Origin of the sequence: Wolbachia endosymbiont of Rhagoletis indifferens, from assembly GCF_048537595.1 — a bacterium.
In the GTDB taxonomy this organism is placed as follows: Bacteria; Pseudomonadota; Alphaproteobacteria; order Rickettsiales; family Anaplasmataceae; genus Wolbachia.
Genome location: NZ_CP175923.1, coordinates 1,201,367 through 1,217,532 on the forward strand (window position 1 = coordinate 1,201,367; position 16,166 = coordinate 1,217,532).

A 16,166-nucleotide genomic window follows, 5' to 3' on the forward strand; every position below is an offset into this window, starting at 1 on the left:
TATATACTCTTCAGTTTGTATATTCTGTATAAAATTTAAGTAGCTTAAGTGATGGATAAAAAAGTGCTATTAGAACTAAGTAATGGATTAAAAATCGAGCTACCTGTATTAAGTGGAACAATAGGTCCTGACGTGTTAAATATCAAGGATTTATATAAGACGACAGGATTATTCACTTATGATCCGGGGTTTGTTTCTACAGCTTCATGCTCTTCCACAGTTACATTCATTGATGGAGATGAAGGAGTTCTTAAATATAGGGGACATGATATAGCTGATTTGGCAGAGAATAATAGTTTTACTGCTGTGATTTATTTATTGCTCTATGGTGAATTACCCAGTTCAGAGCAACACAAAAAATTTCTTCTCAAAATACAAAAATTATCCAAAGTATCAGAGCAAGTTACAAATGTAATCAAAGCATTTCCAAAAACTGCTCACCCTATGTCGATTTTAATTGCATGTTTTGCAAGTTTGTCAGCATCTTACCATGAAAAGCATGGCAACAATATCAATGGTGAAGATCTAGATTTTGGAATTTCTGCAATAGCACAAGTTCCTGCAATTGTTGCAATGATTTATAGGCATATCAACAATCAGGAATTCATAAATGCTAACAATGAATTAAGTTACAGTGAAAATTTCTTAAAGATGATATTTGGCGATGCTGTTGATAATGATAAAAGCGCCCTTTTTGCAAAAGCTCTGGATAAAATATTTACTCTCCATGCTGATCATGAACAGAATGCTTCTACGGCGGCTGTCAGATTGGTGGGATCGGCTGGTTCTAATCTGTTTGCAAGCCTCTCTGCAGGAGTTGCTACACTTTGGGGACCAGCACATGGTGGAGCTAATGAGGCAGTTATAAATATGCTAAAAGAGATAGAGCAAAGTGGAGATATAGATAAATTCATCGAAAAAGCTAAAGATGATAAAGATCCATTTAAATTGATGGGATTTGGACATCGTGTTTATAAAAATTATGATCCGCGCGCGCGCATATTGAAAGACGCTTGCCATGAGGTTCTAAGTAAACTAGAACAAAATAATGAATTGCTCAAAATTGCAAAAAAACTTGAAGAAATAGCTTTAAAGGATGAATATTTTATTGTGCGTAAGTTATATCCAAATGTTGATTTTTACTCAGGTATAATAATGAATGCTATCGATATTCCCTCAAATATGTTCACGCCTATTTTTGCACTTGCAAGAACCACTGGTTGGGTTACTCAGTGGTATGAAATGATAAATGATAAAGAAACTAAGATCTGTAGACCAAGGCAACTCTATTTTGGTAAATAAATTTATTTTCACTTCATTAGACTTCTTGCATAACCCAAACTAAGTAGAAAAAAGGTGTCATCTGAGTAGCTGACACTGGAGTAATGCCCTCCTTTGTCATCCCAGTGCCTTGACTACTTGGATCCAGATTGGGTACTAAGTTGGTAAGCATAAAAGTATTATGTTAAAACACAGCGTTCTTGATGAGATTACGGCAAGGCTGGATTCCAGCGGGCTTTGTTGCATAGCACCTTAAGCAGTGATGGTTTACGACAAATTTATGTAATGATTTCAAATTTAGCCATACCAATATCAGTGAATTTGTTGAGCAAATAGCACTTAATTAGTAATTCTTTTTCACGATTTACTTCAGATTTATTCCTAAAGCTAAATCCAAATACTTGCTTCAACCTTGAGAAAAATCCTTCTATGTAAGATCTCTTTCCATAAATTGCTTCCTTTTTCCACTCTTTTACACCATCTTGTCCATATAATTTTATTAACCTAATAGCAGCATTTCTGTCAGACATATAATCTATTTTTGAATGTTCTGCTGCATCCTTTTTTGGTAGAACTTTTGTCTTTATATCGTATTTCTTACACAATTTATAAAGTTTGTGCCTATCGTATGCCCTATCTGCATATAATGCTTTTATTTTGTGCTGAAAATTAACTTCTTCAAGCAAATCGCAAGCTCCATAGTGGTCAGAGTAGACGCCATTACTGTATCTTGCAGCTATAGCTTTTTTACTATTCACACTTAACATAACATGTAACTTTCTTACTTGCTCGTAGCTTCGGTACTTTCTATCTGCACTGTTTTCCTTACTGTGGCCAGGAGTGTTACTGTAAATGCTGATACTTGTGCTATCTATGATAATTTCAATATTTTCCATGTTGCTTTTATCAACCCTGCAATCATTTATCTTAATATTAAGTTTTTTAAACCTTCTTGATGCTTGTGAATAGCTGATAACTGCCAAATTTTTTCCTATTTGTTGCAGATATCCTTTTATAAACCCCACCGTTTGTCTTAAACCAATTCTAAAAAGATTGACAATTATATGCACCAAAATTACGACTTTATCACTGTAAATATTGTTGCCACCCTGCATTTTGGCCCAATTTCATACCAATTTTCGATAGCTTCATCGATGTAACGAAAAATATTTCCCCTTTTTTCAAGGAATTTGTTATATTCGTTTTGGTTACTGACTTTCATTTTCTGTGGCATATTTTTTCTTCAACAGTTAAATGGTTATTTATAATGAATTTTGTCAGTAGCCACCAGATTTTTTCGGTTGCTATGCAACAAAGCCATTCCAGCGTCACGCGCTGGAATGACAAGGCTATAAGTTGCAAGCGAAACGTCATACCGCCACGGTATCTTAGAACCTGTTTAAAATCTCCTCAATAGAAGAGAAATGAAGGAAAGAACAACCATTTGTAAACTTGTGTTGAGTTTACGCTCACAATTTTTCCATAACCGTCTACATTTTTCCAACCAAGCAAAAGACCGCTCGACAACCCATCTTTTTGGCAATACAGCAAAGGTATGTAATTCGCTTCGTTTTACTGCCTCAACAGTTGCACCAATAGTTGCTTTTATTTGTGTTGCAAAATTTTCTCCTGTATAGCCAGCATCAACGAGTATATTTTTGACTTCAGAGAGGTTTTCTTTAGCATTTTCCACCATTTTCACAGCACTGCTACGATCAGTTGCTTCTGCCGTTGTTATATGAATTGCATGTGTTGTGTATCAACTGCGATATGACCCTGAAATCTTTTCACCTGCATCATAGCCCTTTCTTTCAGCAGTATCTGCGTTTTTGACGCTTTGAGCATCAATTATGCAGAAACTGGTTTTCTCTTTCCGACCACTGTTTTGTCACAACCAATTTTTTTTAACCAACAAGCTTGGCTCCTTTCCTTTCTTTTTACTCCACATTTGAAAATAGTAATATATGTTTTCCCACCTTGGAAACTCTTTTGGCAACATTCTCCACTGACAACCACTTTTTAGCACGTATAACACTCCACAAAATACTTTGTATATATCAATTAATCTTGGTCTTGTTTTCTTTTTCCTACTTTCTAAAATTGGTTTGATTTTTTCAAATTGCTCACGACTTATGTCGCTTGGATACCTTTGACTCATTTATATACCTCATTATTTACCTGTTCCTACTTTAGCTCATCTCTTTGAGATTTTAAACAGGTTCTTAGAGCTTATCCGCAAACGAAAAAAAGTATAGTATATGAGTTTTAAAAATGGGGTTAGAAATGAGAAAAAAGTATCCTACAGATCTTAGTGAAAGAGAGTGGTCGCTAATAGAGAAACACTTTAGAGTATCATACAAGAAAGGAGGAAGGCCGCTAAAACATAGCAAAAGAGAAGTATTATCGGCAATTTTTTATGTACTACGTACAGGATGTCAATGGCGCTATTTACCGCACGCCATGGAAGAAAGTATATGAACAATTTAGGAGGTGGAAAAAGCAAGGAATTTTCGAAAAAATGAACTACGATATCACTAAATATAGTAGGTCAAAAATGGGAAGAAACGAGGAGCCAAGTGCTTGCATAGTAATCTGTAAAAACGACAGAAAAAGGGGGGTCAAAGGTTATGATGGGAGTAAAAAAGTAAAAGGTAGAAAAAGGCACATAATCTCAGGGTTTTATATTAGGCTGTTATGTGGGTGCTGCTAGTGAAAATGACAGAGATGGTAGCATTGGATAATATGAGGAAAAAATATACTAACGTTAAGAAAATGTGGTCTGATATGGGGTATCAAGGAAGAAATTTAAAGGAGTACATAGAAAAAGAGTACGGAATAGACATTGAAATTGTTAAAAGGCCTCCATGTAGGTTTTGGGTACACAAAGACACACCACCTGAACTACCAATGGCGTCAACTTAAGAGCCTTCATTAGCAAACCCTCCTATGGATTTTCTGAAAAGTTTTTGAGTATATTGTATTTTTAATTTGTAAAATAAGATTTTTTCCTTTCTGCACGTCTCGTCTAAAAAGGACACATTTTAAACTTTTTTGTTGAAATAAAATAGAAACAAAAGTGCTGTTTCTTGCACTCTTTGGATAATTTAATGATAAAAAATTTAGAGAGAAATTTTACACACAATCACTGATATTTTCCCTTAAGTTGACGCCATTGCCTGAACTACTACCAATGAGGGAACAGGGGTTTAAAGTACAGTCAAGAAGATGGGTTGTAGAAAGGACTTTTGCTTGAGGAATAGAAGGCTATCAAAGGAATATTTACAACATCCACTGAAAATTTCATACACCTGGCTATGAGTAGGGTTATGTTAAGGAGGGAATATGCTTGAGTTTACCAGTTTCCGGACAAGCTCTGAGAAGGATTCTATCCATAAGCAATAAAACGCCAATAACAGCACATCCAAATAGCGGGATCATAGAGCCAATCATTCCCCCTGCAATCAAGGGCGATAAATTAGAACAATACTTAAAAGCTATGGTATTAGCTATAAGCCCTGCGGACCCTATGGTTATTAATGCATACGATGCAAACTTTTTTTGATCAGGCATAATAATCCTCTTCATTGATGTAATCCTTCATTATTACATAATGTTGCAACCAATGTCAATTATATAACTGAGGGTTTTTAATTGACTTTCAACGTACTTCAGTCTATACAATTCTAATATCTTAAACTATCGGATATGCCCGATCTAAAGACAATGATGTTAAATTTTGGCCCTCAGCATCCGGCTGCACATGGAGTGTTGCGTCTTGTTTTGGAGATGGATGGTGAAGTAATCGAGAGGGCAGATCCCCATATTGGGCTTTTGCACCGCGGTACTGAAAAATTAATAGAACATAAAACGTACCTTCAAGCTTTGCCTTATTTTGATCGCCTTGATTATGTATCACCAATGTCACAAGAGCATGCATATTCACTGTGTGTGGAGAAATTGTTGCAATGCGAAATTCCAATTAGGGCAAAGTATTTACGTGTCTTGTTTTGTGAACTGACGAGAATACTAAATCATTTACTGAACGTTTCTTCTCAAGCGCTTGATGTTGGAGCAATGACCCCTCTTTTATGGCTCTTTGAAGAAAGAGAAAAAATACTGGAATTTTACGAAAGAGCTTCAGGTGCAAGGTTTCACGCAGCTTACATCAGGCCAGGTGGAATTGCAGCAGATGTTCCAGAAGGTTTGATTGAGGATATTGCAAAGTTTATAGAGCAATTTCCAAAGTATATAGACGATGTTGATGAACTTTTAACAGAAAATAGAATATGGAAGCAACGCACTGTAGGAATTAGTGAAATATCAGTAGCGCAAGCACTTGATTGGGGCTTTAGTGGCCCAATGTTGCGCGCTGCTGGGCTTGCTTGGGATTTGCGAAAAAGCCAGCCATATGAGATATATGATCAACTAGATTTTGATATACCGATCGGCCAAAATGGCGACTGTTATGACCGTTATCTAGTTAGAATGGCAGAGATCAGGCAGTCTGTTAGCTTAGTGAAGCAGTGTATAGAGAAAATGCCTGAAGGGCCAGTAAAAACTGAAGATAGAAAAATTTCTCCACCGCCAAGAGCGGAGATGAAAAAATCTATGGAAGCTCTCATCCACCATTTTAAACTTTATTCGGAAGGGTATCATGTACCAAAAGGTGAGGCTTACACAGCTGTTGAGGCACCAAAAGGCGAGTTTGGAGTGTATATAGTTTCAGATGGTACCAATAGACCTTACAGATGCCGAATAAGAGCACCTGGCTTTGCACATTTACAAGCCTTAGATTTTATGGCAAAAGGACACATGCTTGCCGACGTTGCAGCAATTATTGGCTCACTCGATATAGTTTTTGGTGAGATTGATAGGTAATTATTGTAAAATAGCAACTCAACTAATGGTCAATACATCTTCTATTAAAAATTGTACAAATTCATTGCCATTCCAGTAATTCATAGAGATTTTACCCAAAATAGCTTTAACATTACCCTGCATGATAGCAGAGCCAAGATGAGTATTTGCAGAACGAAATGCAATAGCTCTTACCATAATATTATCATCAGCAATAAAACATTTTATATGGTCAACTCCTATAACTTCAGGCTTTCTTATCTTTGCTCCTTGGATAATAAACCTTGGTTCAGGATTCCCAACTCCAAATGGTCCCAAGCGTTGCAATTGATTCCATAAAGATAAATTTATTGCTTTAGCAGTTACTATACTATCAGCTTTTAAAGTTTTCTCATTTATAGAGTTTGAAAATCTTTCAGTAAAAAAATCATGCAAATCATTTATTTTGTCTTCTTTAATTGAAAATCCTGCCGCCATACTATGGCCACCACCTTCAATAATCAAATTTATAAACTTTGCGGAAAGGACTGCAGCACCGATATCAACTCCCAAAATTGATCTACAGCTTGCTTTTCCTATTCCATTGTTTAAAGACATCACTATCGTTGGTAAGTGAAACTGCTCCTTTAGCCTTGATGCAATTATACCGATTATCCCCTGGTGCCAATTGCCACTTACCATTATAAAATTTACACCTAATTGGGCAAATTTTTCCGCTTGTGCTGTGGCTTCTAAGAGAGCCTCATTTTCTAACACTTTCCTTGCATTATTCAAATCTATTAATTTTAGCACGATTGAATGTGCCTCTTCTTCATCATCCGTAGAAAGTAGCCGTGCACCAAGCGATGCTTCTCCGATTCTTCCTCCAGCATTTATGCATGGCCCAATACTAAACCCTAACCGCGAAACACTTGGTTTTTCAAGGATTCCCAAAGCATCAAATAAAACACGCAAGCCAACGTTTTTTCTTGCTGACATCACTTTTAATCCTTGTGAGACAAATGCTCTATTTAGGCCGGTAATCTGCATAACATCACAGACAGTTCCCAGGGCAACCAAATCCAGCAGATCAAATAAATCTGGTTCTTTTTTGTTGGTAAAAAATCCTTGCTCACGTAGGCTTTTATTAAGAGCAACAATTAGCAGAAATGACACTCCAACTGCTGCTAAGTTATTATAAGGAGAGCTCTCATCAAGGCGGTTTGGGTTAACAACTGCTACGGCGCTTGGTAATTTTTCCGTACCAAGATGATGATCGACAACTATAATATCAAGACCAAAGACCTTTGCATCTTCTATTGGTTGATATGCAAGCGTACCACAATCAACGGAAATACATAAATCGATCCCGTTTTTTTTAAGTTGTAATAAAGCATCTGTGTTTAATCCATAGCCCTCATCAACACGATCTGGAATGTAGATTATAGAGTGTATACCGATTGCTCTTAGGTACCTGTTGATCAATGCTGACGACGTTGCACCATCAACATCATAGTCACCAAATATTGCAATGTTTTCATTATTTTTTATTGCCCGTATTATACGAGAAACAGCTTTATCCATATCAAGAAGGTGAAAGGGATCTGGTAATAGCAATCTGATTAGTGGATATAAGAAGTCGCTTGCATTTTCTATGTTAACACCACGAGTAACCAATATTCTTGCTAGTACTTCTGGCAACTCAAATCTCTGTATAAGAGTTAAGATTTCCCTTTGATCTGCTTCTTGTAACTTCCACAATGCATTTGTTATGCTGCGCTTTTCAATTTCAAGTAGCATATTCTTTGTAAATAAAACTACTTTACCAGAATTTTTAAGCTTGTTCTATAATTGTATTAGACTTCTGCATAACCTAAACTAAGCAGAAAAAAGGTGTCATCAAAGTAGCTTGACACTGGTTCCTTTATGACGGTGTCATGAAAGTAGCTGACACTGGAATGGCTTTGTTGCATCGCTACTTATGAAAGGCTAACTATAGCTAGGATTATAAGCAACCTATTGAAAATCTTGTTTTTTTGCAATCAATCTGATCAAATTTAAGAATAGTAATTTATTATTTATATTAATAAACTTAATTCTATTGAAAATAGCTAAAGCATTGAAATTCTTGAATTTTAGCCGGATTAGTGAGTGGTAGTGAAATTTCTTTTACTCAAATTTAGGTATTCACTGACCGTTCTTGTTATAAATACCAGAATAATAAGCTACTGATATTCTCCATCTTTTTTATCTTTAATCCATCATAGCTAGCGATGCAACAAAGCCATTCCAGCGTCAAGCTACTTGCATGACACCATCACAGAGTGAACCAGAGTCATACACACATCCCTTTGGTGACAACGTTTGTTGATGCAAGATTATATCTTGAAAAAATTAAGTTTTGATGCTATAAAATAATTGTAAATTTTGTCTCTGTGGTAGCTTTATGAATGTTGAAAGTAAAAAAATACATGATGCTAAAATAAAATTACCAATATTTCTTGATTATCAATCTACTACTAAAGTAGATCCCCGTGTTTTAGAGGTGATGATACCTTACTTTGGTGAGTTCAGTAATGCACACTCTCGCAGCCATTCATTTGGTTGGACTGCTGAAGAAGCAGTGGAAAAAGCAAGGAAACATATCGCTGATCTGGTGAACGCAGATAGCAAAGAAATTATCTTTACCTCAGGTGCAACTGAGTCAAATAATACGGCAATCAAGGGCGTTGCTCACTTTTATAAAAATAAAGGAAATCATATAATAACTGTCTGCACGGAGCATAAGTGTGTTCTGGATTCTTGTCGGCATCTGGAAAATGAAGGCTTTAAAGTTACATATTTGCCTGTTAAGCAAAACGGAATTATAGATTTATCAAAGCTTGAGGAAGCAATTACTGATAAAACAATCCTGGTTTCAGTGATGATGGTAAATAATGAAATCGGAGTAATTCAGCCTGTCAAAGAAGTTGGTGCAGTATGTAGAAAGCATAATATATTTTTCCACACAGATGCAGCTCAAAGCTTTGGAAAAGTTCCAATTGATGTTAATGAGATGTGCATTGATCTTATGAGTCTCTCTAGCCACAAAATTTATGGACCTATGGGAATAGGTGCATTATATGTCCGTAGAAAGAATCCTCGTGTTAGGCTGATACCACTAATTAGTGGTGGTGGACAAGAAAGAGGTATGCGTTCTGGAACAGTTCCAACACCTCTTGCAGTTGGTTTTGGTGAAGCGGCACGTATTGCTAGAGAAGAAATGAAAAAAGAAACAACTAGAGTGGAAGAATTAAGGGATATTTTGTATAACAAGATAAAAGAAGCGTTTCCTGATATCGTTTTAAATGGTGATTATGAAAATAGAATTCCTGGCAACCTAAACTTGAGCTTTCCCTATGTTGAGGGTGAGTCTCTCATCATGGCAATCAAGGATTTAGCAGTAAGTTCTGGTTCTGCGTGCACGTCTGCGTCTCTTGAGCCTTCCTATGTCGTACGGTCGCTAAATAATGGCCATGACCTTGAGCATTCATCAATTAGATTTGGCCTAGGCCGATTTACAACTAAAGAAGAAGTTTTGTACGCAGCAGATCTTGTTGCTAAAAATGTTGGCCGACTGAGAGAAATGAGCCCACTTTGGGAGATGGTACAAGAAGGAGTAGATTTGAACACCGTGAAATGGGACTCTCATTAAATGTATCCATTCAGCCAGTCCAACTGCAAATGCACTTTGAAATTACTCTGTAACCATTCACAGATTTTCACTTAATTCTTCAATCTCACTAATAGAAAGGCCAGTAAACTTGACAATAGTGTTGACATCAACATTATTAGCCAGCATTGCTTTTACGACTTCAATTTTTCCTTCCTCTTTACCGATTTTGATGCCTCTTTCTTCGCCAATTTGTATACCTTTCTCTTCAGCAAGGTCAAGTCTGTATTCAAGGATGGCTTCTTCCTTACGTAGATCCATTATTCTTTCTTCATACGCTATTAGATCTTTTTCATTCCAGCTAAACCTGTCTAATTCATCGTAGGCTAACTTTATTATTGGTGCTTTTTCTGCTATTTTCCTTAAGTCTTCTTCCGTAGTTTCATCTGCATATTTGAAGAAAAACAACCAACGATCCACTATACTTTCTAGCTGTTCTTCCTTATTCTTTGGAAATTTTGGCAACTCAATAAATATAAAATAGAAATCTTTTAGATCATGCTCATTAGTGTCTTCATCTCGAATAGTATGCTTTGATTTGTACTCAGATTTATTAGGAAACAGTACACAATCTGCTATAGCAATAAAGATAATTTCCTTAAGGTTATGATACTGGTCACCTTTATCAGCTTGCCTTAAGTAAGCTTTAGCAGCATAGTATTGAGCACGTTTTTCAAAGCCTTTATCGCGAGCGAGCTGGTTAGGTAAGGAAGTAGTATTACTACTACTTCCTCCCTTAGAAACGCAGCATGCGGGTTTCCCCACACTACGCTTGAGCCCCTTATCTAAGTTCTTCTTCTCTCGAACCGGCTTATCTTTCATGATTCCTCGGAAAACAGCATCTTTAGTGGTGACACTAACAGTAGAGAACCTTCTCTTGAGAAAGAGCTTGCTAACATTTTTGTTCGTTTCACTCTTTCATCAAAATACTTTTTCCATTTAAAGTCAAGTGGATTTGCATCCGCTCTGATTTTTACATGTCGTCTGATAGGTATATCAATCAGCCTAAGCAATCTTAAATACCTTATCTCTTTCGGTTTGTTCTTGCATATTGGTGCAGCAAAGACCCATTGGCGTTGATTCATTACCTTAAAGTAACGATTCTTTATCCAACGTAATCCTTTACGGGGATGTCTTTTCTTTGCCCATTTCCATAGAGCACACATAATTTCATGGTCTATTTTGTTGAAAGCTCTTTTCGCACACACATGGTGATAGTAATTTTCCCATCCTCTCAGAGCTTGTCCGGAAACTGGTAAACTCAAGCATATTCCCTCCTTAACATAACCCTACTCATAGCCAGGTATATGAAATTTTCAGTGGATGTTGTAAATATTCCTTTGATAGCCTTCTATTCCTCAAGCAAAAGTCCTTTCTACAACCCATCTTCTTGACTGTACTTTAAACCCCTGTTCCCTCATTGGTAGTAGTTCAGGTGGTGTGTCTTTGTATACCCAAAACCTACATGGAGGCCTTTTAACAATTTCAATGTCTATTCCGTACTCTTTTTCTATGTACTCCTTTAAATTTCTTCCTTGATACCCCATATCAGACCACATTTTCTTAACGTTAGTATATTTTTTCCTCATATTATCCAATGCTACCATCTCTGTCATTTTCACTAGCAGCACCCACATAACAGCCTAATATAAAACCCTGAGATTATGTGCCTTTTTCTACCTTTTACTTTTTTACTCCCATCATAACCTTTGACCCCCCTTTTTCTGTCGTTTTTACAGATTACTATGCAAGCACTTGGCTCCTCGTTTCTTCCCATTTTTGACCTACTATATTTAGTGATATCGTAGTTCATTTTTTCGAAAATTCCTTGCTTTTTCCACCTCCTAAATTGTTCATATACTGTATTCCATGGCGTGCGGTAAATAGCGCCATTGACATCCTGTACGTAGTACATAAAAAATTGCCGATAATACTTCTCTTTTGCTATGTTTTAGCGGCCTTCCTCCTTTCTTGTATGATACTCTAAAGTGTTTCTCTATTAGCCGACCACTCTCTTTCACTAAGATCTGTAGGATACTTTTTTCTCATTTCTAACCCCATTTTTAAAACTCATATACTATACTTTTTTTCGTTTGCGGATAAGCTCTTAGCCGCTAACAAGTAGCGGGATGACGATTGTCAGGCTAGCTGTCATCCCAGTGCCCAGACACTGGGATCCAGGAAAGTTTGCTTGTTTACAAGCAAACTAGCATAGAAAGTGGTTACAACGTTTTCGATGAGATTATATGGAAAACTGGATTCCAGTGTCAAGCACTGGAATGACATCACAGGGGCACTGGAATGACACCTCTCTTGGGCTCTTTTAGCTATAAACATTAAGAAATTTACCAAATGAAAAAAAAGGCAAAAGAAACCCTGGTCATTGTCTATTTTCAGTATTGGCGTTTTTTAAGTCTTAAACACTGCAATTTAGCTGCTTTTAAGTGCAACTAACCTTAGCTAAAATGTTTAAGAAATTTACTAAGCAGAAAAAAAGGCAAAAGAAACCCCGTGGTAATTAGTGTTCACTCTCTAATCCTTCAAATTGGCGTACTATACTGTCTTAAACGACTTATAAGCGCGTTTCAGCTTATATGGGTAAAAACCCAGAAATATTGTGAAGACATAAGGTGCACATAGTGCAAAAAATTAAAAATAAGACGCAAACTACGTTGTTTTTTTACTGTTTAATCTGCACAGATGAAGATAACTGAATACCTTCAGTTTCATGATAAGGGGGCTGGCGAAATGTGTCAAGGAAGTTTTTCGTTTCTATCAGCTACCTAGATGACAGGATTGCTCTTGAATTTGTATAGCTACATTGTCGGTAAATCTAAATTGCTTTAATAATTTTGATTGAAAAATAGTTTTTCTATTATATAAATGCTACTTTAGGGTAATCAAAATGGAAAACGATAAATATAGCCTAGGTTTAAGAGTTATCCATTGGTTGATGGCTGTTTTTATTATCGGTATGCTTTGCTCTGGACTTTATATGAAAAGCTTACCACTTAGCAATGAGATTAAGTTCAACATATACGCTATTCATAAGGCTTGCGGTATCACTATTCTTGGATTAATCATAGTACGCATATTTTTTCGCGTCTTTACTTATGTTCCACCACTTCCAGCAAATTTTTCTCGGTTTGTAATCAATGCAAGTAAAACAGTACACTTTGGTTTATATTCTTTAATGGTGCTAATGCCACTATCTGGCTATGTCATGTCTTCTGCTTCTGGCAAAAAGATCAAGTATTTTTTTCATATCCCTTTGTTGATTAATCAAAACAAAGACCTAGCTAACACGGCTAATGAGCTACATTCGATGCTTGCATATTTTATGGTACTCTTTATAATCTTACATATACTTGGCGCTTTGAAGCACACATTTATAGATAAACAAAACATTTTTAAACGCATGATATAGGTTATATGTTAAGTAGCCTCTGGAAAAAAGGAACAGATTTTCTTGGCAGTGAGTTTGCGATAATGGGTGGTGCTATGAGCTGGGTTTCAGAGAGAAACTTGGTTTCAGCAATCTCAAACGCTGGTGGTTTTGGTGTAATTGCATGTGGTGCAATGTTTCCAGACCTATTGAAAAAAGAAATCATAGAGACACAGAAATTAACTAACAAACCATTTGGTGTAAACCTAATTACTATGCACCCAAAGTTGAGTGAGTTGATAGATGTGTGTATTGAAACGAAAGTAAGCCATATAGTGCTTGCTGGCGGATTACCAACGAAGCCTAATATAGAAAAAATTAAGAGTGCAGGCATTGAAGTTATGTGCTTTGCACCAGCATTAAGCCTTGCGAAAAGGTTAGTAAAAATGGGAGTAGATGCGTTAATAATAGAAGGAATGGAAGCAGGTGGGCACATAGGGCCAGTTAGCACTTCTGTTCTTGCACAAGAGATATTACCTCATTTTAAAAATGAACAAATACCAGTGTTTGTCGCAGGTGGAATAGGCAGAGGTGAAATGATAGTTAATTACCTAGAAATGGGAGCAAGTGGCTGTCAAATAGGTACATTATTTGTCTGCACTAATGAATCAATTGCCCACAAAAATTTTAAGGAAGTGTTTATTAAATCAGCCGCACGTAATGCAATACCTTCTGTACAGATAAGTGCTGATTTTCCTGTAATTCCAGTAAGAGCTATAGCCAACAAAGCAAGCGATGACTTTATGAAGCGTCAAAAAGAAGTTATTGATGAATACCAAAAGGGACAGATCTCAAAAGAAGATGGGCAGCTTGAAATAGAAAAGTTCTGGGCTGGAGCTTTAAGAAGGGCAGTAATTGAAGGAGATGTTGAAACGGGATCTTTAATGGCTGGCCAAAGTGTTGGCATGGTTGATAAGGAAAAGCCTGTAAAAGAAGTAGTGAATATGTTAGTTCAACAGGCAAACAATTATATTGAGAGCAAATCTGTAGAAGTAGAAAGCCCAGAAAGCAAATAGTTAAGCGACCTCACAATAAGCAAATTATCCATATATGGCATAATTGCCCAGTTTTAATGTAAAATTAACGCTAAAGAGGTATCTATACATTTTATTATGTATGGAGGAATGTTATGCTAAGTCCTTTAAAAAAATCTCAGAATAATACAGGAGATATTAACCAACAATTGCACAACACTATATACAAAAAGGTAACAAAAAAAGAGCACAAACATCCAAGCCCACAATCTGAAAAAGACAGAACTCTGAAAGAATGCATAGAGTTATTCAAGAAAGAGGCTGACCCTGAGGTATTAACTAAATTAGAAAAATCGCTGAGAGAACGAATTGAATTAGAAAAATCACCGAAAAAACAAGAGGAATATCAAAAACATTATAAGTATTATATCAAAAACTTTCTTCCTGTATTGAAAGATGAAGTAATAAAATCAGGAGCACTAGCTGTATCTACAGTATTTGGCAATGGAATAGAACAATCAAAAAGACCACAAACAAAAAGAGGAAAAATAGTAAAAACAATTTTGGATATTACTAACAGGAGCAGCAGTGTAAGCTCAATACCAAGTGCTGTTAAAGAAAATATTGAAGATCAAATGCAGCTAGGACATATTGAAGAGCAAAACAACACACAAGAAACACCCTTGAATGTAGCTGAGAAAAAAAGTGGTGATACTAAAATACTTGGCCAATTAGATATTCCGAAAGAGGTATCTAGAAAATATAGTAAAGTTATGGAGCAATTAAAGAAGAATATAAAAACTCCTAAGCTTGGTAACGGTAGTGGTTCAGATAGTGGAATAGACTCACCTGGACTGAGTGAAAAAAACTCGATATCACCAATAAATAGTAGAAAAAACAGTTTAACATCAATAGCAAGCACTTCATCTGAGGAAAGTTTAAACTCAACATTGAGCTCTGTTGAAGAAGATAATGGCTTACAACCAGAGGGTGGAGAAAAAACTGAGTTATTAGAATCAAATTTGGAATCCCCAAAAGAAAACGAGACTCAAGTGCAGCCAGAGCAGACTGTAAAAAAAGAGCCAAAAATGCAAGAAAATGAAAACTCAGATGGTCAAGCAAATCCAGATCAAGTTAAGAAAGATATCCTACTTAAAAACCAACCCAATAACAGAAATCTTCACGTTGCATTTGTAGCAGGTTGTGCTCTCTCCACAATAGGGTGCATTGTTGCAGGAGCAATGACATCAGGATTGATAGGAGCAGGACTACTTGCTATGGCTGCAGTGTTTGCTATAGCAGCAGTAGCTGAATTGCATTCAAACTTCCTATCAAGTAAATTAATATCCATTAATGTGAGTCCTCTTGTTGATGATAAAGAGCTTACAGCATGTTCACAGCGGTAAAAATTAAATATGTGTTACTTGTAGTGGATAAGTGAATTCAGTTCTTGCCTATTGATATAAAAGTTGTTATATTTGAGGAATGTTTAAAAGGTGTTTAGTTGATGCGCATTCAATTGAATAAAGTTTTGGTTTTTATAGCCTTATTAAGTTTCATTTTTGCATCATATTCTAGCGAAGCAAGTTCGGTGAGTGATGAGTTAAAGGATGTACAAGAAACGGTAAAAAATTTTATTTCTTCATTTTCAATTAAAGATACTGTAGAAAATATGAGTCCTTCAACAATCATAGGGTTGTGTATAGCTGCGGTGATACTTGCAGTAGTGTTCAGAGGTCTAATCTTTTTTATGATAATGTTTGGTGTACTGGTCCTGATGTTCGGTAGTACAGAAAAGGCAACAGACTACTTAAAAGAAAAATTTAACTTTGCAAAAGATATAAAATTACAATCCGATAGCGAAAAAAAAGATAAAAATTAAGATAGTATTTTTATCTTTTTTAATTATCTTTATTGA

General features: G+C 36.1%; 14 protein-coding genes and 4 pseudogenes. 9 read left to right on the forward strand and 9 right to left on the reverse strand.

Annotated features, from left to right (window positions below; all coding sequences use genetic code 11):
- The first annotated feature begins 51 nt into the window (after positions 1 to 51).
- Positions 52 to 1,302, forward strand: coding sequence for a citrate synthase (locus tag ACJZL1_RS06350; protein WP_341818319.1), 1,251 nt, complete (start codon positions 52 to 54; stop codon positions 1,300 to 1,302).
- Between the two features lie 16 nt (positions 1,303 to 1,318).
- Here the strand turns inward: ACJZL1_RS06350 and ACJZL1_RS06355 are convergent, their stop codons facing one another.
- The 4 genes and pseudogenes from ACJZL1_RS06355 to ACJZL1_RS06370 form a co-directional block, all read right to left on the reverse strand.
- The gene (locus ACJZL1_RS06355) at positions 1,319 to 1,453 is read right to left on the reverse strand and encodes a hypothetical protein (protein ID WP_265026009.1); all 135 of its coding nucleotides are present in this window, start codon (positions 1,451 to 1,453) and stop codon (positions 1,319 to 1,321) included.
- 106 nt (positions 1,454 to 1,559) lie between these two features.
- A pseudogene (locus ACJZL1_RS06360) lies at positions 1,560 to 2,515 on the reverse strand (IS5 family transposase).
- On the reverse strand, positions 2,500 to 2,655 hold the full coding sequence (locus ACJZL1_RS06365; RefSeq protein WP_419247209.1) for a hypothetical protein: 156 nt from the start codon (positions 2,653 to 2,655) through the stop codon (positions 2,500 to 2,502). The pseudogene ACJZL1_RS06360 and the gene ACJZL1_RS06365 overlap by 16 nt, the downstream one beginning before the upstream one ends.
- Before the next feature lie 25 nt (positions 2,656 to 2,680).
- Positions 2,681 to 3,439 (reverse strand): annotated as a pseudogene (locus tag ACJZL1_RS06370) (IS5 family transposase).
- 125 nt (positions 3,440 to 3,564) lie between these two features.
- Here ACJZL1_RS06370 and ACJZL1_RS06375 point away from each other — a divergent pair.
- From ACJZL1_RS06375 to ACJZL1_RS06385, 3 genes and pseudogenes are all read left to right on the forward strand, one after another.
- Positions 3,565 to 4,185 (forward strand): annotated as a pseudogene (locus tag ACJZL1_RS06375) (IS5 family transposase); the annotation flags it as partial.
- A 442-nt stretch (positions 4,186 to 4,627) separates the two neighbouring features.
- On the forward strand, positions 4,628 to 4,843 hold the full coding sequence (locus tag ACJZL1_RS06380) for a hypothetical protein (protein ID WP_265026011.1): 216 nt from the start codon (positions 4,628 to 4,630) through the stop codon (positions 4,841 to 4,843).
- A 143-nt stretch (positions 4,844 to 4,986) separates the two neighbouring features.
- A complete protein-coding gene (locus ACJZL1_RS06385; RefSeq protein WP_265026012.1) occupies positions 4,987 to 6,159 on the forward strand; it encodes an NADH-quinone oxidoreductase subunit D in 1,173 nt (390 codons plus the stop codon).
- Positions 6,160 to 6,177: 18 nt separating this feature from the next.
- Here ACJZL1_RS06385 and recJ read toward each other — a convergent pair whose 3' ends face one another.
- On the reverse strand, positions 6,178 to 7,917 hold the full coding sequence (gene recJ / locus ACJZL1_RS06390) for a single-stranded-DNA-specific exonuclease RecJ (protein ID WP_265026013.1): 1,740 nt from the start codon (positions 7,915 to 7,917) through the stop codon (positions 6,178 to 6,180).
- A 646-nt stretch (positions 7,918 to 8,563) separates the two neighbouring features.
- Here recJ and ACJZL1_RS06395 point away from each other — a divergent pair.
- Positions 8,564 to 9,811, forward strand: a complete 1,248-nt coding sequence (locus ACJZL1_RS06395; RefSeq protein ID WP_419247210.1) for an IscS subfamily cysteine desulfurase — start codon at positions 8,564 to 8,566, stop codon at positions 9,809 to 9,811.
- A gap of 57 nt (positions 9,812 to 9,868) precedes the next feature.
- Here ACJZL1_RS06395 and ACJZL1_RS06400 read toward each other — a convergent pair whose 3' ends face one another.
- The 4 genes and pseudogenes from ACJZL1_RS06400 to ACJZL1_RS06415 all read right to left on the reverse strand — a co-directional run bounded on the left by ACJZL1_RS06400 (position 9,869) and on the right by ACJZL1_RS06415 (position 12,166).
- Entirely contained in the window at positions 9,869 to 10,651 is a 783-nt protein-coding gene (locus ACJZL1_RS06400; protein WP_419247211.1) for an Rpn family recombination-promoting nuclease/putative transposase, read from the reverse strand.
- Positions 10,648 to 11,094, reverse strand: a complete 447-nt coding sequence (locus tag ACJZL1_RS06405; protein WP_419247212.1) for a group II intron maturase-specific domain-containing protein — start codon at positions 11,092 to 11,094, stop codon at positions 10,648 to 10,650. The genes ACJZL1_RS06400 and ACJZL1_RS06405 overlap by 4 nt, the downstream gene beginning before the upstream one ends.
- Positions 11,091 to 11,878, reverse strand: a pseudogene (locus tag ACJZL1_RS06410) (IS5 family transposase). Before ACJZL1_RS06410 ends, ACJZL1_RS06405 begins: the two are co-directional and overlap by 4 nt.
- Before the next feature lie 102 nt (positions 11,879 to 11,980).
- The gene (locus ACJZL1_RS06415; protein WP_419247213.1) at positions 11,981 to 12,166 is read right to left on the reverse strand and encodes a hypothetical protein; all 186 of its coding nucleotides are present in this window, start codon (positions 12,164 to 12,166) and stop codon (positions 11,981 to 11,983) included.
- Between the two features lie 568 nt (positions 12,167 to 12,734).
- Here ACJZL1_RS06415 and ACJZL1_RS06420 point away from each other — a divergent pair.
- The 4 genes from ACJZL1_RS06420 (at position 12,735) to ACJZL1_RS06435 (ending at position 16,130) form a co-directional block, all read left to right on the forward strand.
- The gene (locus ACJZL1_RS06420) at positions 12,735 to 13,256 is read left to right on the forward strand and encodes a cytochrome b (RefSeq protein ID WP_265034507.1); all 522 of its coding nucleotides are present in this window, start codon (positions 12,735 to 12,737) and stop codon (positions 13,254 to 13,256) included.
- Between the two features lie 5 nt (positions 13,257 to 13,261).
- Positions 13,262 to 14,290, forward strand: a complete 1,029-nt coding sequence (locus ACJZL1_RS06425) for an NAD(P)H-dependent flavin oxidoreductase (protein WP_419247214.1) — start codon at positions 13,262 to 13,264, stop codon at positions 14,288 to 14,290.
- A 113-nt stretch (positions 14,291 to 14,403) separates the two neighbouring features.
- Positions 14,404 to 15,654, forward strand: coding sequence for a hypothetical protein (locus tag ACJZL1_RS06430; RefSeq protein WP_265026020.1), 1,251 nt, complete (start codon positions 14,404 to 14,406; stop codon positions 15,652 to 15,654).
- A 101-nt stretch (positions 15,655 to 15,755) separates the two neighbouring features.
- Positions 15,756 to 16,130, forward strand: coding sequence for a hypothetical protein (locus ACJZL1_RS06435; protein ID WP_265026661.1), 375 nt, complete (start codon positions 15,756 to 15,758; stop codon positions 16,128 to 16,130).
- Positions 16,131 to 16,166 lie beyond the last annotated feature (36 nt).